This is a genomic window from Syntrophales bacterium, assembly GCA_035363115.1.
Taxonomy (GTDB): Bacteria; Desulfobacterota; Syntrophia; order Syntrophales; family PHBD01; genus PHBD01.
Window position 1 is genome coordinate 49,431 of sequence record DAOSEM010000010.1, and the last position, 20,151, is coordinate 69,581.

At 64.1% G+C, this 20,151-nt stretch carries 17 protein-coding genes and 1 pseudogene; 3 read left to right on the top strand and 15 right to left on the bottom strand.

Annotated elements, in window-relative coordinates:
- Nucleotides 1-84 precede the first annotated feature (84 nt).
- The 7 genes from PLO63_15695 to PLO63_15725 form a co-directional block, all read right to left on the bottom strand.
- Complete coding sequence (locus PLO63_15695; protein HOI75589.1) at nt 85-549, bottom strand: hypothetical protein; 465 nt, start codon at nt 547-549, stop codon at nt 85-87.
- 281 nt (nt 550-830) lie between these two features.
- A complete protein-coding gene (locus PLO63_15700; GenBank protein ID HOI75590.1) occupies nt 831-2,207 on the bottom strand; it encodes a sigma-54 dependent transcriptional regulator in 1,377 nt (458 codons plus the stop codon).
- Nucleotides 2,204-4,351 carry a PAS domain S-box protein gene (locus PLO63_15705; protein ID HOI75591.1) on the bottom strand — a complete coding sequence of 716 codons (2,148 nt, stop codon included), beginning with the start codon at nt 4,349-4,351 and terminating at the stop codon, nt 2,204-2,206. Before PLO63_15705 ends, PLO63_15700 begins: the two co-directional genes overlap by 4 nt.
- Nucleotides 4,352-4,532: 181 nt before the next feature.
- Nucleotides 4,533-5,225 carry a cytidylate kinase-like family protein gene (locus PLO63_15710; GenBank protein HOI75592.1) on the bottom strand — a complete coding sequence of 231 codons (693 nt, stop codon included), beginning with the start codon at nt 5,223-5,225 and terminating at the stop codon, nt 4,533-4,535.
- 116 nt (nt 5,226-5,341) lie between these two features.
- Nucleotides 5,342-5,773 (bottom strand): ACT domain-containing protein, encoded by a 432-nt coding sequence (locus PLO63_15715; protein HOI75593.1) that lies wholly within the window; start codon nt 5,771-5,773, stop codon nt 5,342-5,344.
- A gap of 14 nt (nt 5,774-5,787) precedes the next feature.
- Entirely contained in the window at nt 5,788-7,095 is a 1,308-nt protein-coding gene (locus PLO63_15720; protein ID HOI75594.1) for a phenylacetate--CoA ligase, read from the bottom strand.
- Between the two features lie 154 nt (nt 7,096-7,249).
- Entirely contained in the window at nt 7,250-8,203 is a 954-nt protein-coding gene (locus PLO63_15725; GenBank protein HOI75595.1) for a hypothetical protein, read from the bottom strand.
- Nucleotides 8,204-8,321: 118 nt separating this feature from the next.
- Here PLO63_15725 and PLO63_15730 point away from each other — a divergent pair, with 118 nt between their 5' ends.
- Together PLO63_15730 and PLO63_15735 are read left to right on the top strand one after the other, a co-directional pair.
- A complete protein-coding gene (locus PLO63_15730; GenBank protein ID HOI75596.1) occupies nt 8,322-9,659 on the top strand; it encodes a diguanylate cyclase in 1,338 nt (445 codons plus the stop codon).
- Entirely contained in the window at nt 9,656-10,168 is a 513-nt protein-coding gene (locus PLO63_15735) for a hypothetical protein (protein HOI75597.1), read from the top strand. The genes PLO63_15730 and PLO63_15735 overlap by 4 nt, the downstream gene beginning before the upstream one ends.
- A gap of 117 nt (nt 10,169-10,285) precedes the next feature.
- Here PLO63_15735 and PLO63_15740 read toward each other — a convergent pair whose 3' ends face one another.
- From PLO63_15740 to mutY, 4 genes are all read right to left on the bottom strand, one after another.
- On the bottom strand, nt 10,286-12,706 hold the full coding sequence (locus PLO63_15740; protein ID HOI75598.1) for a penicillin acylase family protein: 2,421 nt from the start codon (nt 12,704-12,706) through the stop codon (nt 10,286-10,288).
- Between the two features lie 129 nt (nt 12,707-12,835).
- Nucleotides 12,836-13,414, bottom strand: coding sequence for a thioredoxin (trxA, locus tag PLO63_15745; protein ID HOI75599.1), 579 nt, complete (start codon nt 13,412-13,414; stop codon nt 12,836-12,838).
- A gap of 8 nt (nt 13,415-13,422) precedes the next feature.
- Nucleotides 13,423-13,908 (bottom strand): Cys-tRNA(Pro) deacylase, encoded by a 486-nt coding sequence (gene ybaK / locus PLO63_15750; GenBank protein ID HOI75600.1) that lies wholly within the window; start codon nt 13,906-13,908, stop codon nt 13,423-13,425.
- Between the two features lie 78 nt (nt 13,909-13,986).
- A complete protein-coding gene (gene mutY / locus PLO63_15755; protein HOI75601.1) occupies nt 13,987-15,174 on the bottom strand; it encodes an A/G-specific adenine glycosylase in 1,188 nt (395 codons plus the stop codon).
- Between the two features lie 33 nt (nt 15,175-15,207).
- Between mutY and PLO63_15760 the strand changes: the two genes are divergently transcribed.
- Nucleotides 15,208-15,642 (top strand): pyridoxamine 5'-phosphate oxidase family protein, encoded by a 435-nt coding sequence (locus tag PLO63_15760; GenBank protein HOI75602.1) that lies wholly within the window; start codon nt 15,208-15,210, stop codon nt 15,640-15,642.
- A gap of 34 nt (nt 15,643-15,676) precedes the next feature.
- On the opposite strand, the pseudogene metG reads toward PLO63_15760, so the two are convergent.
- The 4 genes and pseudogenes from metG to tmk form a co-directional block, all read right to left on the bottom strand.
- Nucleotides 15,677-17,605 (bottom strand): annotated as a pseudogene (metG, locus tag PLO63_15765) (methionine--tRNA ligase).
- Between the two features lie 35 nt (nt 17,606-17,640).
- The gene (ricT, locus tag PLO63_15770; GenBank protein HOI75603.1) at nt 17,641-18,450 is read right to left on the bottom strand and encodes a regulatory iron-sulfur-containing complex subunit RicT; all 810 of its coding nucleotides are present in this window, start codon (nt 18,448-18,450) and stop codon (nt 17,641-17,643) included.
- A gap of 5 nt (nt 18,451-18,455) precedes the next feature.
- A complete protein-coding gene (gene holB, locus PLO63_15775) occupies nt 18,456-19,457 on the bottom strand; it encodes a DNA polymerase III subunit delta' (GenBank protein HOI75604.1) in 1,002 nt (333 codons plus the stop codon).
- Nucleotides 19,409-20,104: a dTMP kinase gene (tmk, locus tag PLO63_15780; GenBank protein ID HOI75605.1), complete on the bottom strand. Its 696-nt coding sequence runs from the start codon at nt 20,102-20,104 to the stop codon at nt 19,409-19,411. Before tmk ends, holB begins: the two co-directional genes overlap by 49 nt.
- Between the last annotated feature and the right edge of the window lie 47 nt (nt 20,105-20,151).

Consider the following 20,151-nt stretch of genomic DNA (forward strand, 5'->3'; position numbering starts at 1 on the left):
CAGCCCTCCTTGTCTCCCCCGGCATCGCGAGGACGAGGGGGGTGCCCCGGGACCGGCGGTCGGCCGGCCCCGGGGCGGGGGGGATTACGTGTTGGGGGCCTCGAACCAATCGAGCTTCATCAGCTCGCGGTATCTCTTGGAGATGAAGTAGACGGCGTAATCGAACATCAGAATCGTCCGGGTGATGCTTTCCACGGCCAGGTTCTGCTCCACCGCGGTGAGGAAGAGGACCTGGAACTCGGCGTAGAGCCAGATCTGCCTCCGCATCAGGATCAAGGCATAGAGGGCCTCGTGGAGGGGCACGCCCTTCCGGTAGCTCTCCTCGGCGTAACGGGTGAAGTATCCCTGGGACGCTTCCACCGGCTTCGGTTCCATGAACAGCCTGCGGAAATTTTCGTAGAAGACCACCGCCTGAGGAATCAGGTCCTTTTCCGGTACGTTATGGTAGTAAGGGGTGAACGGGTTCTTCCGCACGTTCCTGGCCCACTGCCGGGCGATCGGTTCCGCGTGCGTTTCCACCAGGTCGATCAACTTCATGCCCATATACATGTCCGCCACCTCCTCTCGCAGATTTTGTCCTTTGCCGTTTAGAGAGCAACGGGCATGCCAGGGATGGCGGGTCGGCCACTCGCGTATATATGCTTGAATATGCAGAGGAAAACGCTGCGGCCGCCGGGTCGGACGTTCCGGACGTTCCTGTCTCCGTCCTTTCACCCGGAGGCCGGACGGTCGCCGAACGGACACCATTGGAAGCGAACCAGTTGAAATAAAAGGAAACAAAAAGGGGCGACGAAAAGGTCGCCCCTTTGGTGACGGAAAGGTCGTCTAGATCAGGCGGTGGAATGGTCGTCCAGATAAGCCAGCCAGGCCGCGTCTTGTCGCATCTGGGCGAGCTTTCTCTGGAGCTGGCGGACCGTGATCCCGAGGATCCGGGCAGTCTGTTTCCGGTCCCCCCCGGTGTGCGTGAGGACGTAGGCCACATGGGCCTCGTCGTTTTCCTTGAGGGTGCTCAGGCGACGGGCGAAGGGGGCCGGCCGGAGCGCCGCCGCTCCCAGATGCCGGGGCAGGATCCAGGGCGTATCGGCCAGCAGCACGGCGTTCTCCACCGCCTGGGCCAGTTCCCGGACGTTTCCCGGGTATTGCCCCTGCAGGAGAATCTCCATGGCCTCCGGGCTGACACCTTTGATTTCCTTAGCGTATCTCCGGACGGCCTCTTTCAGGAAATGGTTCGCCAGAAGGGAGATGTCCCCTTCCCGCTCCCGGAGGGGCGGAAGATGGATGTGAGCCGACTTGAGGCGGTAGAAAAGGTCAAGGCGGAAGCGTCCCTCCTGGCAGGCCCGGTCCAGATCCATGTTGGTTGCCGAGATGACCCGGACGTCTACCTGGATGGCTCGGCTGCTCCCCAGGGGGGTGAAGGTCTTGTCCTCCAGGACGCGGAGGAGCTTCGACTGAAGGCCCGGAGGCAGCTCACCGATCTCGTCGAGGAAGAGGGTGCCTCCGTCGGCCTGTTCGAAGAAGCCGCGATAGCTCGACTCGGCCCCCGTGAAGGCCCCGCGGGCGTGGCCGAAGAACTGGGTCTCGAACATGGTTGTGGGGATGGCGCTTACGTTGACGGCGATGAAGGGTCCATCGGGCGACGGGCCTGCCCGATGGATGCCCCGGGCCACAAGTTCCTTGCCGGTTCCCGACTCGCCGGTGATCAGGACAGGGTTTCCGCTCCGGGCCATAACCTGGGAGTAGGCAAGGAGCGACCTCATGCGCGGGTCCTTCGTGACGATCGCCGCGAAGGCTTCGGGCGTCTCGGAGACCCGGCCCGCCGCCACAGGGGCCAGGCTGTTCAGCAGGCCCTTCCGCTCGAAGGCCCGCTGGATCGTGAGGATCAGAAGCTCGTTGTCCACGGGCTTCACCAGGTAGTCGTAGGCCCCTGTCCGGATGGCCCTGACCGTGGTCGACAGGTCGTCCACGGCGGTCAGAATGATGAATTCCGTCTGCGGCAGATAGGGTTTTACCGTCTCCAGCACGGTCAGTCCGTCCACCTCCGGCATCAGGAGGTCCAGAAGGACGATGTCGAAGTCCTCCATCCGGAGCCGGCGGATCGCCTCGGCCCCGCTGCGGCAGGTCTCGACGTCCTTATACCCGCGCCAGTTCAGAAGCCTTTTGATCGAGGAGAGAGAGATCTCCTCGTCGTCCACGGCCAGGATTCTCACAGTTGCAACCTCCCCTTTTCCTCCAGGATTTTCTGCAGCCGCTTCGTTGCGGCGGATTTGGGCAGAATCTCTGTGGCGCCATCCCCGGCGGACAGGCGCTGCATCTCCTCCTCGGGCGCGCAGAGCACTACCTCCACCAGGGGGAACCGGTCCCGGACCGCCTTGAGCAGATCGCGCCCGTCCAGATCCGGGAGGCTCCACTCCGTGACCACGATGTCCACTTCCGGGTGCTCGTCCAGGTATTTCAGGACGGCGGGTGCACCGACCCCGGGGCGGGCCTCCCAGGTTTCCACCTCTACGAGAGCCGCCTTCAGGGCGCCGAGAAATTCCAGGTCCGTTCCCAGGCACAGGATGGACGGCAGGATCCTGGGCAGGGTCTTGCCCTCGACGGGAAGAAAAACGGAGAAGCGGCTCCCCATGCCGGGCCGGGAAAGCACGCCGATGAGGCCGTTGTGCTCCCGCACCAGGCCGTAAGATATGGACAGGCCGAGTCCTGTTCCGCCCGAATCCCGCCGGGTGGTGAAAAAGGGATCGAACAGGTGCCCCAGGTTTTCCCGGGGGATGCCCCGGCCGTTGTCTTCCACGTCCAGGAGAATCGCGTTCAGGCGGGGAATGGAGCGGGCAGAGACGGTGATGCGGCCCTTGCGGCCGCCGGGCATGGCCTGGTGGGCGTTGATGAGCAGGTTCGTCAGGACCTGCTCCAGCTTTTGGAGGTTTCCCAGAACCGGCGGCAGGTCAGGCTCGATACGCTGTTCGATCGTCGAGACGGTCCGCCGGATCTGGCCGCCGACGATCAGGAGGGCACCCTGGACAACCTCAGCGACCTGCAGGGGCTTCATCCGGGCGGAGCGCTCGTCCGAGCGGGAGAACTCCTTGAGATTCGTAATGACCCGGCTGATCCGGTTGGAAGCAACGCGGAAGGCCTCGATGATCTCCCGCATGTGCCGGGTGAGCTCCTCGGGGTGGATGTCCCGGTTCTTCCAGCGCGGGTCGATCTCCCCCAGGCGGTGGATGCCGGGCTCGACGGCGTTCCAGATCTCCTCCAGGAGGGGGATGTTGTAGGAGATGAAACTGACGGGGTTGTTGATCTCGTGGGCCACCCCCGCCACCACCTCACCCAGGGCGGTGAGCTTGTGGGTCTGGATCATCTGCTGGAGCCGAAGCTCCGCCTCCTGCCGCATCCGCTTTTCTTCCGTCACGTCCTGACAGACACCGGCGACCTGTGGGGGCGGTCCCCCGGAGTGGCGGGGCACGCGCCAGTAGTCCGAGAACCAGCGATAGCTGCCGTCGGCCGTGCGGAAGCGGTACTCCGACCGTCCCTGGCGCCGCTTCGTCTTCGGTACCTGCGGAAGCTGCGCCCGGTCGTCCGGATGAACGCGGCTCTCCCAGAAGCCGGGATCCTCCAGGAATTGTCCGGGGGAAAAGCCGGTCATTTCCCGCACGCTGGTGCTGACGTAGGTGAGGGCGAAGGGGGATGAAGCCTGGCGGCTGTAGGAGACAATCGGCAGGGATTCGAGAATGAGGGAGAGATGCTCCGTGGTCTCCTTGAGGGCGAGGTTGGCCTCGGCCAGCTCGGCGGTCCGCTCCCGGACGCGCGATTCAAGCTCCTCGTGGGCGGCCCGGAGGGCTTCTTCGGCCTGGCGCCGCTCCGTGATGTCCTCCAGCGTCTCCACCACGCCGACGAGGTTTCCCCGGGGATCGCGAAGTACGGCAGCGGTGAAGCGCAGCCAACGTCCTTCTTCTCCCAGCTCGGGAAAGAAGTCGGTGGCTTCGTAGGCCTCGTCGATGAGCTTCGAGGGGATGTATTTCCCGGTGTACCAGGTCGGGATGGCCTTCAGGGCGCCGTCCACCAGGAGGTCCGCCATGCAGGGCCGTTCGCGGGAGTAGAAGGCCCGCCAGTGCTGGTTGGTGCCCACGACCTCGTCGGCGCGGATCCGGCTGAGCTCCTCCAGGGCCCGGTTCCAGTAGAGAATCCGGTGGTCCCGCCCGATGACGAAGGTCGGGATCGGGGAGCCGCCGATGATGCTGGCCAGGAGCGCCTCGCCGGCATGGCGGATCTGTTGCGCCTTTTCCAGGTCCGCGATCCTGCGCCGGAGGCCGGCCAACTCATCCGCCGGGTTCTGTTGTTCCGGGTTTTTCGCCACGAGGAATTCCTGCCGCCTTTCCGGGCCTTTTCCGCCGAATGGCTGGCGCCATTCTGCATGTTTTCGCCCCCGGACGTCAACCGGTTTGGGAGGGCGCGTTTTTCCGGAGAGCGAAAAAAGCCCCGGATCCCAAAAAGGAATCCGAGGCGTGTGTCCTGTGTGACCGTGAAACGCGGATTCCTCAGCCGGCGGTCTTCCACCACGCCGTGTAGGCGGCTTTCACGCACTCCACCGTGCCTTCGATGCCGAGGCGGCTCGTGTCGAGGGTCATATCGTAGTGGGCGGGGTCGGCGATGTCGGCATGGAAATATTTCCTCACAAAGGCGCTCCGGTTCGACTCGGTGCGGATCACGTACTCCTCGGCGTTGTCCCGGGAGACCTTTTTGTCTTTCATGACCCGGGCGATGCGGGCCTCCCGGGGACCGATCAGGCGGATCCGGAAGGTCTCCTCCGGGGGGAGCATGAAATTGGCGCCCCGTCCCAGGATGACGGCGTTTCCGTGTCTCCCGACGGTGCCGACGACCTTCGTCAGGTGGCGGAGGTAGCTGTCGGGCCAGAGGTGGCGGACCTCGAAGAGGGACGTGATCCAGTCGTCGCGGCGGGTGATCTGCTTCTCGTCGAGGGAGGCTACGACCTTCTCGCTCATCTCGGCGCTGTCCGCCACCCTCTGGATGATCTGTCCGCTGACCAGGTCCATGCCGAGTGCCGCCGCCAGCCTGCGGGCAATCGCGGTGCCCCCGCTTCCGGGATCCCGGGAGACGGTAATGACGGAAGCGGGTTTCTTCCTTGTCTCTCCGGTCCGGAGCGGCAAGCCGTTCCATTTGTCCAGTTGCTCTTTCACCAGTTGTTCGACGGAGCGGGGCTTTGCTTTCATGGGGGCCTCCTTTCACTGGCGTTTTTTTCGGACTGTACCGGAATCATCCTTCCGCCCGGCCCGTTCGCTGATCCCTGCCGGCCGGCGTGGACGCCGGATCCCGGGTGCACCGGTTGTTACATGGAGTAGAGCTTTTCTCCCGAGAGGACCGAGAAACCCTTCTTCTGAAGGACCTCGATGGCCCGGTCCGGATTGTCGTACCGGAAGATGATGACGGCGTTCTCGCCGCTTTTTTCCACGAAGGCGTAGAGGTACTCGATGTTGATGGCCTCGCCTCCCAGGGCCTCCAGGATGGAATGGAGCCCGCCCGGCCGGTCCGGAACCTCCACGGCCACCACTGTCGTGCGGCTGACCCGGAAGCCCTTCTCCTTGAGGACGGTGCTGGTGGCCGCCACGTCGTTGACGATGAGCCGGAGAATTCCAAAATCCGACGTATCCGCCAGGGAGAGGGTACGGATGTTGATGTTGGCTTCCTTGAGCGCCTTCATCACCTCTTCGAGCACCCCCGGCTTGTTTTCCAGGAATACGGAGATCTGTTCCACTTTCATGAGGACACCTCCCGTCAGATTTTCCGTTTGTCGATGACCCGGCTGGCCTTGCCCTCGAAGCGCTGGAGGGACTTGGGCTCCACCAGCTTGACCTTGGCGGAGATGCCGAGATAATCCTTCAGGTCCTTGACGATCCGGCGTTCCGTCCGCTGGAGGACCTTCACTTCGTCAGCGTTGGCGAACGCCTCTTCCCGGACCTCGACCTGAACCTCGAGGGTATCCAGGGTACCCTCCCGGTCCACCAGGAGCTGGTAATGTGGCTCCAGGCCATCGATGCCCACGAGGACGGCCTCGATCTGGGAGGGGAAGACGTTGACGCCGCGGATGATGAGCATGTCGTCGCTCCGGCCCATGACGCGGTCCATCCGCACGTGGCTGCGGCCGCAGCGGCAGGGGTCGTGGATGAGGCGCGTCACGTCCCGGGTCCGGTAGCGGACGAGGGGGAAGGCCTCCTTCGTGAGGGTGGTGAAGACCAGTTCGCCCTCCTCCCCGGGGGGGAGGACCTCGCCCGTCGCGGGGTTGATGATCTCGGCGAGGAAGTGGTCCTCGAAGATGTGCATCCCCTGCCTGCCCTCGGTGCACTCCATGGCGACACCGGGGCCCATGACCTCCGAGAGCCCGTAGATGTTCATGGCCTGGATGTCCAGGGCGTCCTCGATCTGGTTGCGCATCTCGTCGCTCCATGGCTCCGCCCCGAAGACGCCGACCCGGAGCTTCAGGGACTGCATGTCGACGCCCATGGCCTTTCCCTGTTCCGCCAGGTTCAGGGCGTAGGAGGGGGTGCAGCAGATGGCGGTGGGGCCGAAGTCCTGGAGGATCATGATCTGCCTCTTCGTGTTGCCCCCCGAGATGGGGATGACGCTGGCCCCCAGGCGCTCCGCCCCGTAGTGGGCCCCGAGGCCGCCCGTGAAGAGCCCGTAACCGTAGGCGTTGTGGATGATGTCGTTTTTCGTGAGCCCGGCGGCGACGAAGCAGCGGGCCATCAGCTCCGACCACTGCTCGATGTCACGCTTCGTGTAGCCCACCACGGTGGCCCGGCCGGTCGTTCCGGAAGAGGCGTGGAGACGGACGACGCTGCTCATGGGGACGGCGAAGAGGCCGAAGGGGTAATTGTCCCGCAGGTCCTGCTTGGTGGTGAAGGGAAGCCGGCGGAGGTCCGCCAGGCTTTTCACGTCATCCGGCTTCACCCCGGCGTCGTCAAAGGCCTTCCGGTAGAACCCGACCGTATGGTAGACCCGCTGGACGACCTGCTGGAGCCTCTTCAACTGCAGCGCCTCCAGCGCCTCCCGCGGCAGCGTTTCAAATTCTTCATTGTAGATCATGCACCATGCCCTCCGGAGATGTCTTCCCCGCCGTGCCGCCCCGGCATCCTGAAAGGACGGGCGTTTCCGGCAAAAGAGATTTTTCTGTAAAATAGCAGAAGACGGCAGTCGGGGCAACCCGCAAATACCCGCGATTTCCCCGGGATTCGAGCGTTTAGGCCTTCTCGGAAGGAGCGGACCGTCCATCCCGGATGCGGTACCAGAGCCGGATGATCCAGACCGTGAGAATTGCGGCCGTGAGCCGCGGCAGGTAGAGCCAGAGGGGATGAAGTCCGAGGGCGATGAAATAGGACGGATCCTCCACCATCGAGTGATTCATGCCGATGGACAGATGCAGCGTCTCCAGGTCTTCCCGGGTCAGGTGTCCCTGCCGGGCCTCCTCGACGATGACGGCCCCTCCGTACGATAGCCCGAAGACGACGGCCGTCATCCACAGGATTCCCACTTTCTCGTTGAGTCCCATGAGGCGGAGAACCGGTGCGCAGGCCCGGACGATGGGGTGAATCCAGCCCAGGCTCTTCATGATTTCCAGGACGGAAAGAAGAGCCATGATCACAATGAAGATGATGGCTGACAGCTTGACCGTCGCGACCAGCCATTCCAGGAGGGCCCGGTCCAGGGGACCCCGGGCGGGGACGGGACCCGCCACCGCGGCCGCCGCGCCGGAAGGGGCGTACCCCATCAGCGCCGCCACGGCCATCACGGTCAGGCAGGCGGCGACGAGGCGGAAGACCGTCGCCTTGAAGGGATGGATGCCGGACCGGGCCTGGATGATTCCCTCCTGGATGAGGTTGTGGGCCATCAGGGCAAAGATCGCCACCAGGGTCATTTCCGTCTGGTTCATCGGCAGGACGACCATGGCCGCGATGGCGCCGTAGATGCTCGAAAACATGCCGATGACGATCGGCAGGGCCGCCATGGCCGGCAGGCTGACGGCGTTCATGAGGGGCTGGACGATGAAATCGATCTCCCGCAGCCAGCCGCTCCAGGCCAGCAGGGACGTGAGAAGGGACACCGGCATGATGATCTGGATCATCCAGACGAAGCCGTCCCATCCCTTGCTGAGGCCGTTCTTGAATCCGTCCCGGACCGCCGCGTTCATGTTCATGGTCTCCGCGGCCCTTGTAGCAGAGGCCGGCGGGCAGGGAAAGGGCAATTTCACAATTGCCTAAGGCTCGGCGATATGATACGGATTGGCCTGTTTTCAAAGGCTTCCGGACGAATTCATGAAACTGAACATCCGCCGCAAACTGCTGCTCGGCTATTTCGCCATGGCCCTCCTGACGGTCTTGGCGAGCCTCTACGCCGTACTCAGCCTGGGCCGGCTGAGCGACCTGGCCTACATGATCATCAGCGAGGATGTCCCGGTGGTGGAGACCGCCAAGAGCCTCTCGGAGACGCTCCTCGCCCAGGAGAGCGCCGAGAAAAAATACCTGATCCTCAAGGACCCGCAGCTGACGGAGATCTTCTGGAGCCTGAACCGGGAATTCAAGTCCGGCCTGGAGGCCATGGGCAAGAACCGCTCGAAGATCATCACGAAGCGGGTCTCCCTGATGGGACTTCTCCACCGGCAGTACGGGGAGGTTTTCCGGCGGGAGATCGCCCTCGTCGAGGAGAACAAGGTCGACGAGGCCCGGGCGCTGTCCGAGCAGGAGGGAAAACCGCTGCTCGACCAGATCGCCTCCTCCCTGCGGGATTGCCAGAAATTCGGGGAACGGGACGTCGATTCCCGGATGAGCCTGATCAACGAACAGGGACTCCGGGCCTCGCGCATCACCATCCTGCTCAGCCTGGTCAGCCTCCTGGGCGGGATGATCGTCGCCCTGTTCATTACGTACAACATATCGATTCCCCTCCGGAAACTCGAAAAGGCCACGGGGGTGATCGCCGAGGGGAACTTCGATCCGGCCATCCGGATGGAGCGGGACGACGAGATCGGCTCCCTGGCCAAAGCCTTCGGGGTCATGACGGAGAGGTTGAAGGAGCTGGAGGCCCTGAATCTCGACGCCTCCCCCCTGACGGGTCTCCCGGGGAACCTGGCCATCGAGCGGGAACTGGAACGACGGCGGACGGAGGGAAAAATGTTTTCCCTCTGCCACGTGGATCTTGACAACTTCAAGCCTTTCGCGGACAAGTACGGATACGCTTGGGGCAGCGAGATCATCAAGGAGGTGGCCAAGATCCTGACGCAGCACCTGGACGCGGCGGGCGAGGAGGACGTCTTCGTCGCCCATATCGGCGGGGACGACTTTGTCGTTATCGCCGAGCCGGCTGCCGCCGAAGCGATGAGCCGGCAGCTCGTGGAGGAGTTCGAGAATCAGATCCATTCATTCTACAGCACCGAGGACCGCGAGCGCGGGTCCATCATGGGGAAAGACCGGAAGGGGCAGGCGCAGAAATTCCCCCTGATCACCGTGAGCGTGGCCATCGTTACGGACGACGGAAGCCGCTTCCCGAGCGCGCTGGCGATGGCGAAAAAGGCGGCGGAGCTCAAGGAATACGCCAAGACCCTGCCGGGAAGCAATTACGTGAAGCAGGAGACGTTGGGAAAGGCAATCGCATGAAACCGTGGATGCGGATCATGGCCGTCATTCTTCTGGTGCTGGGAATCGCCGCCTGCGCCCCGTCGAAAACAACGGTCGCCGACCGGGACGTTCCCAGACCTCCCGCCTCCGACACGGAGCTGTTCGAGGCGGGACTCGCGGCCCTTGAGGCGGGTGGAAGCAAGGAAGTGCTGGCGAAGGCGAGAAACAGCTTCGCAGAGTTGACGGTGACGTATCCCGAGAGCCGATGGGTGAGAGCCGCAGAGGCCTTGGTCCGCCTGCTGGACGAGCAGGAGCGCCTGATCGAGTCGATCCAGACGGGGGCCAAGACGGCCACGGAAGCGGCGGAGGGGGCCAGGCGCATCCAGCGGGAGAATGAGCAGCTCCGCAGGGAAATGAGCCAGATCCGGGAGCGCCTCCAGGCGGAACTGGCGACCCTGCAGCAAGAAAACGAGCAGTTGAGAAAAGATCTGAAACTCCTCAAGGAGCTGGAAATCCAGCTTCACCAGCGGAACCGGACCACGCGCTGAACGGCGCGGACCGGCCTTTCCGGCGCTTCTTGAATCCATCCTTCCTGTCATCCCGCCGCCCGCCGGCAGTTTCGGGGCGGGGCGGTCGCGGGATATCCCTTCTTCGGCTTCGAATCCTCACTCCTGTTTTTCCGGGAGCAGGTGTTGGATCGTCCGGGCGTTTTCCCGGATTTTCCGGTCGCTGAACCACCAGGAGCGAACCTCTCCGTTCATGAAGGGTTCAACCTGGTCCTTGATGTGGGGGTCGAAGAGGCGGCCGGAAACGCCGCCGGGCAGAACGGCCAGGACCTTGTCGGGATCCCCCAGGTCCATGACCATGCGCAGGGACGCGGATAACGACACATCGTAGGAACGGTTGTAATCGTGGGCGGCACGGTTGAGGGTCTCCTGGGAGCCGCCCATGGAGTGGGATCCGCCGCCCAGAATGGAAGCCGCAAACCCCTCGCGGCGAATCGGAGACACCAGGGTCAAGCGGTGCATGCGGCCCCATCGCCATCCCTCCGGATCTCCGCCGTACAGGGGGCCCAGCTCCCGGATCGCCTCCCGCCCGGCGCGGTGCAGGACGTCGTCCCTCGCTTCCCGGACGGCGGGCGTCGAGACGTCGTCGAACCAGGCGGACTCTCCGGCCAGGAACATCTTCTGGAGAGATTCCTGCCAGAAGTATGGATTGTCAGCCAGGAGCTCCGTGAGGGCCGGTCCCAGCTCGTCCTGGTAAGCGGCGAAGAAGAACCGGCGGTACACCGCCTGGAAGACGGCCGGCGCCGCCTGGTCCGGATCGTCGACAAAATCCCAGCGGCCGAGGATGCGGCCCAGGGCTTTTGTGTCCTCGTGCCGGAGCAGGGCCTCCGACATGACGGGTGCAATCTTCCGGGCCATCAGGTTTACAGCATCCCTCTGGAAGCGCCAGTGGTCCGCCGCCGTCTTCTTCCCCGGGGCGTCCAGCAGCTCAATCAGCCGCCGGTAGCGGTAGGACGCCGACGCATGGGACGAGTAGTAGTGGGGATAATCGCACGGAACCGCATGATGATTGCAGGTTCCTACCCAGCCTCTCGGCGGATTGTCCGCATGGGGCATCTTTTCGAAGGGAATCCAGCCGGTCCAGTCGTCGCGGCCGTCCGTGACTTTATGGGGAAGGAGTCCCTGTCCCCGGGCGCGGATGGGCAGGCGGCCCGTTGTCTGCCAGCCGATGTTCCCGTCCGTGTCGGCAAAGACGAAATTCAGCATGATGAGGGTCAGGCCGCGCAGGCTTTCCCTGATTTCCTGTACATTGCGGGCTTGAAGAAGGCGTTCGCTTCCAAGGGAGGCCGCCATCGTCTCGAAGGGCGACCAGCGCAGGCTCATGACGTGGTCCGCACCAAGGCCTTTCAGGACGCCGGAAACGACGGGACCCCGCTTTGTGAGGCGAATCGCGATTTTTTCCTCCCGGAAACCACCGGGGGTGGCCTTGTCCCTGATCTTCAGCGTCTCCGTGATCACCTCGAAGGGGAGGGAGTTCCCTCCCTCCAGGTAGCGGCCGGGGTCTGCCGGGTCGACCGTCTCGATGAACAGATCCTGGGCGTCGCCGTAGGAATTGGTGATTCCCAGGGCGATGCGGTCGGTCCGGCCGATGCCGAGTCCCGGCACGCCAGGGATGAAGGCGGCCACAATCCTGGAGGAGGGGAGGATCAGGCCGCAGGGATACCAGGGCCCCGGGAGGATCCGGGCATCGAGGTGCGGGTCGTTGGCGACCACCGGCCTGCCGCTTACGGAAAGGGCGGCTCCCGTTGCCCAGTTGTTGCTTCCGAGGCGCAATCCCGCGGCCTGGTCGGCCGGGAGGGCCATCAGCGTCCGGTCGGAGGCAAGATCGAGGTGGCGCCTTTCCGGAAGGGCGCCCCGCCCGATTCCGTTCGATGCCGGGCATTCCCTGACCTCGTCGGGATTGACGTTCAGGGGGAAAAGCTCCCGCGCCCGCTGGGGGCCCAATTTCTCGACCATCATCTGGGCGATGATTTCATCCTTGAGATTCGCCGCCGAGCCCCAGCCCATGTAATAGGCAACGGCCAGGGAATCCTCGATGGTCCAGGGCTGCGGCCGGAGCCCCGCCAGCCTGAACTCCAACGGCCAGTCCTGTCTCCGCGCGATGAATGCGTTCACGCCGTCCAGGTAGGCCTGGAGGAAACGCGCCGTTTCGCCGCTCAGGATGGACACGTGCTTTCCGGCCTGCCGGCGGAAGCCGATGGTCCGCATGCGGATGTCCGCTTCCCGGCCCGCCGGACCCGCCAGCTCGGAGATGCGGCCGGAGGAGAGCAGGCGAAGCAACTCCATCTGGAAGAGCCGGTCCTGGGCCGTTACGAAGCCCTGAGCCCGAAGCAGGTCGTGCTCATCGGCCGCGTAGAGGTACGCCATCCCTTTCTCGTCGCGGACCACCTCCACCGGGGCCTTCAGCCCGGCCAGGCGGATCTCGCCGTCCCGCTGGAAGGAGTTGAGGCGGGCGCAGCCCGCGGCCAGGAGGATCGAGAGGGCCATTGCGACAAGGAGCCGGAGGTTCCATCTCTTCATGAGGACATCCTGTCTGGGTGCATTCTTGGATTCGCCGGTATCGGAGGCCGGCACTGCGGCTGAAAACCCGTTGCGGGGCATCCGGCCGTGCCGGATTGCAGGGAAGGACGGTTTGAAGGCAGGACCCCGTCAGTTCGTCTGGATGGTCGCCAGGAGCTGCTCCTCGACGGCCTCTTTCGACTGGGCGCCCACCAGCCGCTGCACCACCACCCCGCCGCGGAAGAACAGGAGTGTCGGGATGCTCCGGATGGCGTACTGGGAGGCCGTGATCGGATTTTCGTCAACGTTAAGCTTGGCGATCTTCACCGCGCCGCCGTATTTGGCCGCCAGGTCCTCCATGACGGGCTCCATGGTCCGGCAGGGGCCGCACCAGGGGGCCCAGCAGTCCACCAGGACGGAGCAGGCTTCTCCCAGGACCTCCCGGGAAAAGTTCTGGTCGTTCACGTCGACGGGGAAGGCGGGGGCATGACAGATGATGAGGGGAGTCTTGCAGACGCCGCAGACGGGGCGGTCGTGAATCCGGTTTTCCGGCATGCGGTTCTTGGCGCCGCAGTGGAGGCACCGGATGATCATCTCATCCAGGGGGGAATGGCAGTTGCCGCAGGCGGGGCGGTCCTGCAGGCGGACCTTGGGGATGCGGTTCTTGACCCCGCAGTGGAGGCACCGGACGATCATCTGCTCTTCCTGCTGTTTTCGTTCCTTCGGCATGACGCGCCTCATTCAATGGCGACCTGCACCGTGACCGGGTGGAGAGCCCGGATCAGGTCGGCCGGAGACATCTCCGCCAGGATCCCCCGTCCCCCCGCGTTGATGAGGATCCTGGGCAGGCCCGCGATGCTCTCCTCCACGTATATCTTCAGCGGCTTCCTGGTCCCGAAGGGGGAGGTTCCCCCCACCTTGTAGCCGGTGTGCCGCTCCGCAACCTTCGGATCGCAGGGGGTGACGCTCTTGACTCCCAACTGCCGGGCGAAGGCCTTGGTGGAGACCTGCCGGTCCCCGTGCATCAGGACGATCAGCGGGGCGCCATGCTCGTCTTCCATGACGAGCGTCTTGATGATCTGGTGTTCGCTGACGCCCAGTTCCCGGGCGGAGACGCGGGTTCCGCCGTGCTCCTCGTAGCGGTAGGGACGAAGCTGAAAATCAATCCCTCGCTCCCTGAGGAAACGGATCGCGGGGGTCGCCGGGATCTTGTCCTTGGACATGTCCTCCTCGCCCGATGCGTTTTTCTGAAGATAATGAATCCGGCGGAAAAAGTAAAGGGATCGGACGGGTATCGCCGCTTATCCGGCGGAGGCGCGCGACGGGAAGGGTGGAAGGAACGGCAACAGGAGCCGGTCCGCCTTGGAAAAGGCCAAGCCGTTCATCTCCTCGAACGTGACCCATCTCCGGTCAGGGCCTTCAGAAGGCGGTCTCCCGCCGCCCTGTCTCCGGCAGCGGAAGGCCGTCAGGCGGAGGCGGAAGTGTGAATAGACCGCGTTTACGGAGGCCAGCTCGTCAAGGACGCGGACAGCAAGCCCCGTCTCTTCCCTCATGGTCCGCCGGAGCCCAGCCGGGAGATCCTCGCCGGGCTGGAGGAAACCACCGGGGAGCTTCCACAGCCCGCCCAGGAATCCGTGAAGCGGCCGCCGGACGACGAGGAGACGACCGTCCCGGTTGCGGAGAACGGCTGCAACGGCGGTCTCGAAAGGCAGGGGCTTTTTCGGGGAGTTCATGGGAATCTCTTCCTGGCGGCCCTGCCGGAAGGCCTCGCATTCGTCCGCCAGGGGGCATTCCCGACAGCGGGGCAGGGCGGGCGTGCAGATCCGGGAGCCCAGGTCCATCAGGGCCTGGTTGAAGGCCCCGGGGTCTTCCGGGGACACAAGCCTCTCCGCCAGCGTCCGGATCCGCGACTTTCCGGGGCCGGAGTCAACCGGTTCGCCGATGGCGTACAGCCTCGCCAGGACGCGCCGGACGTTGCCGTCCACTGCCGGAACGATCCGTCCGAAGGCGATGCTGCCGACGGCTCCCGCCGTGTACTCGCCGATTCCCGGCAGGGCCACCAGGTCCTCATGCGCTTCCGGGAGACGGCCGCCGTGGTGTTCCGCCACGATCTTCGCTGCCTCATGGAGGTTCCTCGCCCGGGAATAGTATCCCAGGTTTTCCCAGACCTTCAGGACTTCGTCGGTCGAGGCGGCCGCCAGGGAGGAGGCGTCGGGAAAGCGCTCCAGGAAGCGCCGGTAATACGGGATGACCGTTTCCACCCGCGTCTGCTGGAGCATGATCTCCGAGATCCAGACGGCGAAGGGGTCCCGGGTCTCACGCCAGGGAAGGTCCCGCCGGTTTTTTTCATACCACCCGAGGAGCCGCCGCCGGATCCGGGATACGGGGCGGTCCGTATCATCCGTTGGGCCGGTCCTTCGGGCCCGGAGGTGCCCCGTGTGCGGAGGCAGGCCGGGAGAGGTTGATTTCCGTGAGGATTTCTGTTTCATTTGGAATCAAAAGAATGGGGGTCGGGAGGGATCATGCTGGAGCGAATGAAGGAATTGCTGAAACGGAAGGACCTGTGCGTCATGGCCACGGAATCAGAGGGGGTTCCGCACTGTTCGCTCATGTCTTACGCGGTCTCGGAGGACGGCCGGGAGGTCTGGATGCTGACCCGGGCGGAGACAAAAAAATACCGGAATCTCCTTGCGAATCCGAACGTCAGCCTTCTCGTGGACACCCGGGGAGAACGACAGCCGCGGGCTATGGCCCTGACCGTCAGCGGCCGCTTCGAGTCTCCCGGTTCTCCGGAGCGGGAAGCCGGTATTCGGCGCTGCCTGATCGAGCGTCACCCCGACCTGGAGGAACTGGCGAAGGATCCGGCGGCACCGGTCGTTGTGATTCGCATCCGCTCTTTTCAGCTGCTGGACGGGATCACCGAGGCCCATTTCCGCGACCTGGACGGAGGCGAATAGGTCCCACCCACCGGACGGGGGGCCGTGACGTTCCCTACCGGACCTTTCCCCCCGTCAGGGCGGAGCGGTCGAAGCTCACCAGCGTCAGGCCCTCTTCGCTGTCCGTCGCCAGGAGCATGCCCCGCGACTCGACTCCCATGAGTTTCGTGGGCTTGAGGTTCACCACGACGACGATCGTTTTTCCCACCAGGTCTTCCGCCTTGTAGTCCTTCCCGACGCCGGCGACGATGCTGCGCTCCTCCCCTATGTCGATTTTGAGCTTCATGAGCTTGCTCGACTTCGGCACCGGTTCCGCTTCCAGGATCTTCGCGGCCCGGAGGTCGATCTTCTCGAAATCCTCGTAGGAGATTTCCGGCTTGATGGGCGCCAGGGGGGCCTTTTTCGTCTCCACGGGCTGTTCCTCCTTGCTGAATGTAATGCGCGGGAACAGCGATTCGCCGCGCGTCAGGGCCAGCCCGGGGGCCAGGCCGCCCCATGTCCGGATGGTGTCGATGGTCTGCCGGCCCGGATCGACGATGCCGATCTGCCGGAGGATCTTCTCCGCCGAGCCCGGCATGAACGGTGCCACCAGGTTTGCCACAATTCTCAAGGTTTCCAATAAATTGTACAGGATTGTCTCCAGCCGGCCCTTCCGCTCCGGATCCTTGGCCAGGTTCCAGGGTTCCCGTTCGACGATGTACTTGTTCGTGATGCTGATGAGATCCCAGATGGCGATCAAGGCCTTGTGCAGGGCCAGCTCCGCGAAGCAGGCCTCCACCTCGGCGAGGGCCCGGGCGGCGGTTTCCTGAAGGATCCCGTCCTCCTCCGGTACGATTTCCGCAGGGAAGGGAACCTTCCCGCCGCCGTACTTGACGGCCATGGTCACCGACCGGCTCACCAGGTTTCCGAGGTCGTTGGCCAGGTCGGAGTTGACCCGCTGGACGAAGGCCTCCTCGCTGAAGCTCGAATCGAGCCCGAAGACCATGTCCCGAAGGAGGAAATAGCGGAAGGCGTCCAGGCCGTACTTGTCTTTCAGGTCCAGGGGCTTGACGACGTTCCCCAGGCTCTTGGACATCTTGCTCTGGTCGACGTTCCAGTAGCCGTGAACGTTCAGGTTCCGGTAGGGCTCAATCCCGGCGGCCTTCAGCATGGTGGGCCAGTAGATCCCGTGGGGCTTGAGGATGTCCTTCGCGATGAGGTGCTGGGCCTCCGGCCAGAAGATCGGGAAATTTTCGCCGTCGGGGTAACCGACGCCGGTCACGTAGTTGATCAGGGCGTCGAACCAGACGTACGTCACGTAGTTCTCGTCGAAGGGAAGGTCGATGCCCCAGGTGAGGCGGCTTTTCGGCCGGGAGATGCACAGGTCTTCGAGGGGCTCCCGGAGGAAGGCCAGGACCTCGTTCCGGTACCGCTCGGGGCGGATGAAATCGGGGTGGTCCTGGATGTACTGGATCAGCCAATCCTGGTAGGCACTCATCTTGAAGAAGTAGTTGCTTTCCTTGCGGTGCAGGGGAGGCGTCTGGTGGTCGGGGCACTTGCCGTCGACCAGTTCCTTCTCGGTGTAGAAGCGTTCGCAGCCGACGCAATAGTAGCCCTCGTAGTGGCCGAAATAGATGTCTCCCTGGTCGTAGACCTTCTGAAGGATGGCCTGGACTGTCCGGACGTGGTTCTGGTCGGTCGTGCGGATGAAATAGTCGTTGGTGACCATCAGCTCCGGCCAGAGCTCCCGGAACTGGGCGCTGATCCGGTCGGTGAATTCCTGGGGGCTGATGCCGGCTTTGGCGGCTGCCTCGGCGATCTTGTCCCCGTGCTCGTCGGTTCCGGTGAGGAAGAAGGTCCGGTAGCCGAGACTTCGGTGGTAGCGGGCCAGCACGTCGGCCACGATGGTGGTGTAGGCGTGGCCGATGTGGGGCGAGGCGTTTACGTAGTAGATGGGCGTGGTGATGTAGTAGGCCTTTTCCATGTGTGGTTCCTCTGACAGGTTGCTCGAAAAGCCGTCCGCCGGGCCGTCTCGGCCGGCTAATCCGGGTCTTTGATGCTCAGGGTCACTTCCTTGCCGTCTTCCAGCTGGACCATGACGTCTCCCTTGAGGACGTTCTGCCGGATGACCTTGCCGGCGCCCCCTTCGGTCTGGACGACCTTGCCGCATTTGGGGAGTTTTTTCTTTCGCTCCGCGTAGCTGTCGTACTCGTATGCCAGACAGCACATGAGCCGTCCGCAGAGCCCGGAGATCTTCTCGGGATTGAGGGACATCCCCTGCTCCTTGGCCATCTTGACGGTGACCCGGTCCAGGTTGGAAAGGAATCCCGCGCAGCAGACCTCCCGTCCGCAGATGCCCATGCCCTTGAGCAGGCGCGTTTCCTGCCTCGCCCCGATCTGGCGGAGCTCGATGCGGATCCGGAACCGCTGGACGAGATCCTTGACGAGTTCCCGGAAGTCCACCCGGTTGTCCGCGGTGAAGTAAAAGATCACCTTGCTCCGGTCAAAGAGGCATTCGGCCTCGATGAGCTTCATGGGCAGACCCCGTTCGGCGATGCGCTCCTTGCAGAACCGGTGGCACTCCTGCTCGAACCGCTGCAGATCCATGCGGACCTGGAGATCCTCGTCCGTAGCGATCCGCAGGACCTTCTTCAGGGAAGCCGGTGGTTCGGACAGGGGGATCATGCTGTTCGTGGTTGCCACCAGCCCGAGGGCCGGACCGAACTCCGTATCCACGACCACGGCGTCTTCCCGGTTCAGGGACAACCCTCCGGCGTCAAACAGGTATGTCTTGCCTTCCCTCCGGAACCGTACACCGACGATCCGGGGTTCGGCGGTCGCTTCTTCCATGACAGTCACTTTCCGGTCCGTACCGGAGGCGGTCCGGCCCACTTGAGAACCATCGCCTCCAGGACAAGGGGACGGTTCGCGTTCTGCTCCACGGCCCGCTGAGCCCTGCTCACGGCATCCAGCCGGGCGAGAAGTTCCCGTCCGGAGAGCGTCTTCGACAGGGGGCCGATCAGGTCAAGGCGGTCGCCGTACAGGAGAAGTTCCTTAAGTTCCGTCTCTTTCCAGACAAGAAGGTCCCGCAGGAACAGGCGGACCATTTCCAGGCGCCGGAGAACCTCCTCCCGGTCTTTTCCCAGGGAGGCCGGAAGGGTCGGCTGCGGGGGGAATGTCCGATTCCGCAGGGTTTCGGCGACGGCGTCCATGATCCCGTCGCGGACCCGGATGTCGTCTTCCCGGGCCATTTCAAGCGCCCGGCCGATGCTACCGCCCGCGGAGGAGGCCAGCGTTCGGGCCTGGGCCTCTGAAAAATCCATATGTTCGCGCAAGAATAGGGCAATCGCCTCCGTTTGTAAAGGGTTGAATGGGAGGTGCTGGCACCGGGACAGAATGGTGGAGGGGAGGCGGTGGGGCCGGCTCGTGACCAGGATCAGGTGATTCCGGGGTGACGGCTCCTCCAGGGTCTTGAGCAGGGCGTTTGCCGCCGGCTCGTTCATCCGGTCCGCCTCCAGGATGAGAAAGACACGCCGGCCCCCCTCGAGCGGCCGGAATCCCATCTGGTCCTGGAGGGAGCGGATATCGCCGATTCGGATGAAGGGGCCCGTGGGACGGACGGTGACGGCATCGGGGTGGTTTCCGCTGTCGTATTTCCGGCAGGAGGGGCAATCGCCGCAGGCGTCGTCCTCCATTCGGGAGCAATTGAGGGCCTTGGCGAACGTCTCCGCCACGGTTCGCTTCCCGATGCCGTCCATGCCCCGGAAAAGATAGGCATGGGCGATCCGGCCGGAAGCGAGGGCCCGCCTCAGGATGGCGATTGGCTTTTCGTGGCCGCAGATATCCCCGAAGGGCATGAATCACCTGCTGTCGGGAGGAGGGCGTCCAGGTGCGAGCAGACCTCCCGGTGGATTTCCTCGATGGACCGGTCGCCGTCGATGACCCGGAAGCGCTCCGGTTCCTGCCGGGCCATCTCGATGTAGCCTGAGCGGACCCGGTGATGGAACGCAAGCTCTTCGTGCTCGAAGCGGTCTTCCATGGGGCCGGGCTGGCGGGACGCCCGGTCGAGAGCCCGTCCGAGGCCGGTCTCGACGGGCATGTCGATCAGGATGGTGAGCCGGGGAACCAGTCCGACGCCGGCAAAGGAGTTCACCTTCCGGACAAAGGCGGAATCGAGCCGGCGCCCGAATCCCTGGTAGGCCACTGTGGCGTCGGAGAAGCGGTCGCAGAGGACCCAGCGGCCTTCCCGGAGGGCCGGCAGGATCAGCTCCTGTACGTGCTGGCTTCGGGCGGCGGCGAAAAGGAACAACTCCGCCTCGGCCCCGATGGCAACGGATCCCCGGTTCAGGAGAAGCTCCCGAATCCGGACGCCCAGGGACGTCCCCCCGGGTTCGCCGGTCACCAGGGTCCGGATCCCCCGCTCCTCGAGGTATCTGGCTGCCAGGCGAATCTGGGTACTCTTGCCCGATCCCTCGATGCCTTCAAAGGTGATGAAGGGTCCCATGGAGGACTCCCGCCAGGAAAAAGCCAGAACTTGCCGCCGGGTGACGG

What these genes read in the sequence shown, in the direction of transcription:
- PLO63_15710 (HOI75592.1), bottom strand. Translation starts at nt 5,225, where the DNA reads ATGAAAGCAAAGCCCCGCTCCGTCGAACAACTGGTGAAAGAGCAACTG.
- trxA (HOI75599.1), bottom strand. Translation starts at nt 13,414, where the DNA reads ATGCCGAAGGAACGAAAACAGCAGGAAGAGCAGATGATCGTCCGGTGC.
- PLO63_15715 (HOI75593.1), bottom strand. Translation starts at nt 5,773, where the DNA reads ATGAAAGTGGAACAGATCTCCGTATTCCTGGAAAACAAGCCGGGGGTG.
- PLO63_15695 (HOI75589.1), bottom strand. Translation starts at nt 549, where the DNA reads ATGTATATGGGCATGAAGTTGATCGACCTGGTGGAAACGCACGCGGAA.
- ybaK (HOI75600.1), bottom strand. Translation starts at nt 13,908, where the DNA reads ATGTCCAAGGACAAGATCCCGGCGACCCCCGCGATCCGTTTCCTCAGG.
- PLO63_15735 (HOI75597.1), top strand. Translation starts at nt 9,656, where the DNA reads ATGAAACCGTGGATGCGGATCATGGCCGTCATTCTTCTGGTGCTGGGA.
- PLO63_15760 (HOI75602.1), top strand. Translation starts at nt 15,208, where the DNA reads ATGCTGGAGCGAATGAAGGAATTGCTGAAACGGAAGGACCTGTGCGTC.
- PLO63_15730 (HOI75596.1), top strand. Translation starts at nt 8,322, where the DNA reads ATGAAACTGAACATCCGCCGCAAACTGCTGCTCGGCTATTTCGCCATG.
- ricT (HOI75603.1), bottom strand. Translation starts at nt 18,450, where the DNA reads ATGGAAGAAGCGACCGCCGAACCCCGGATCGTCGGTGTACGGTTCCGG.
- PLO63_15740 (HOI75598.1), bottom strand. Translation starts at nt 12,706, where the DNA reads ATGAAGAGATGGAACCTCCGGCTCCTTGTCGCAATGGCCCTCTCGATC.
- PLO63_15720 (HOI75594.1), bottom strand. Translation starts at nt 7,095, where the DNA reads ATGATCTACAATGAAGAATTTGAAACGCTGCCGCGGGAGGCGCTGGAG.
- PLO63_15725 (HOI75595.1), bottom strand. Translation starts at nt 8,203, where the DNA reads ATGAACATGAACGCGGCGGTCCGGGACGGATTCAAGAACGGCCTCAGC.
- tmk (HOI75605.1), bottom strand. Translation starts at nt 20,104, where the DNA reads ATGGGACCCTTCATCACCTTTGAAGGCATCGAGGGATCGGGCAAGAGT.
- mutY (HOI75601.1), bottom strand. Translation starts at nt 15,174, where the DNA reads ATGAAACAGAAATCCTCACGGAAATCAACCTCTCCCGGCCTGCCTCCG.
- holB (HOI75604.1), bottom strand. Translation starts at nt 19,457, where the DNA reads ATGCCCTTCGGGGATATCTGCGGCCACGAAAAGCCAATCGCCATCCTG.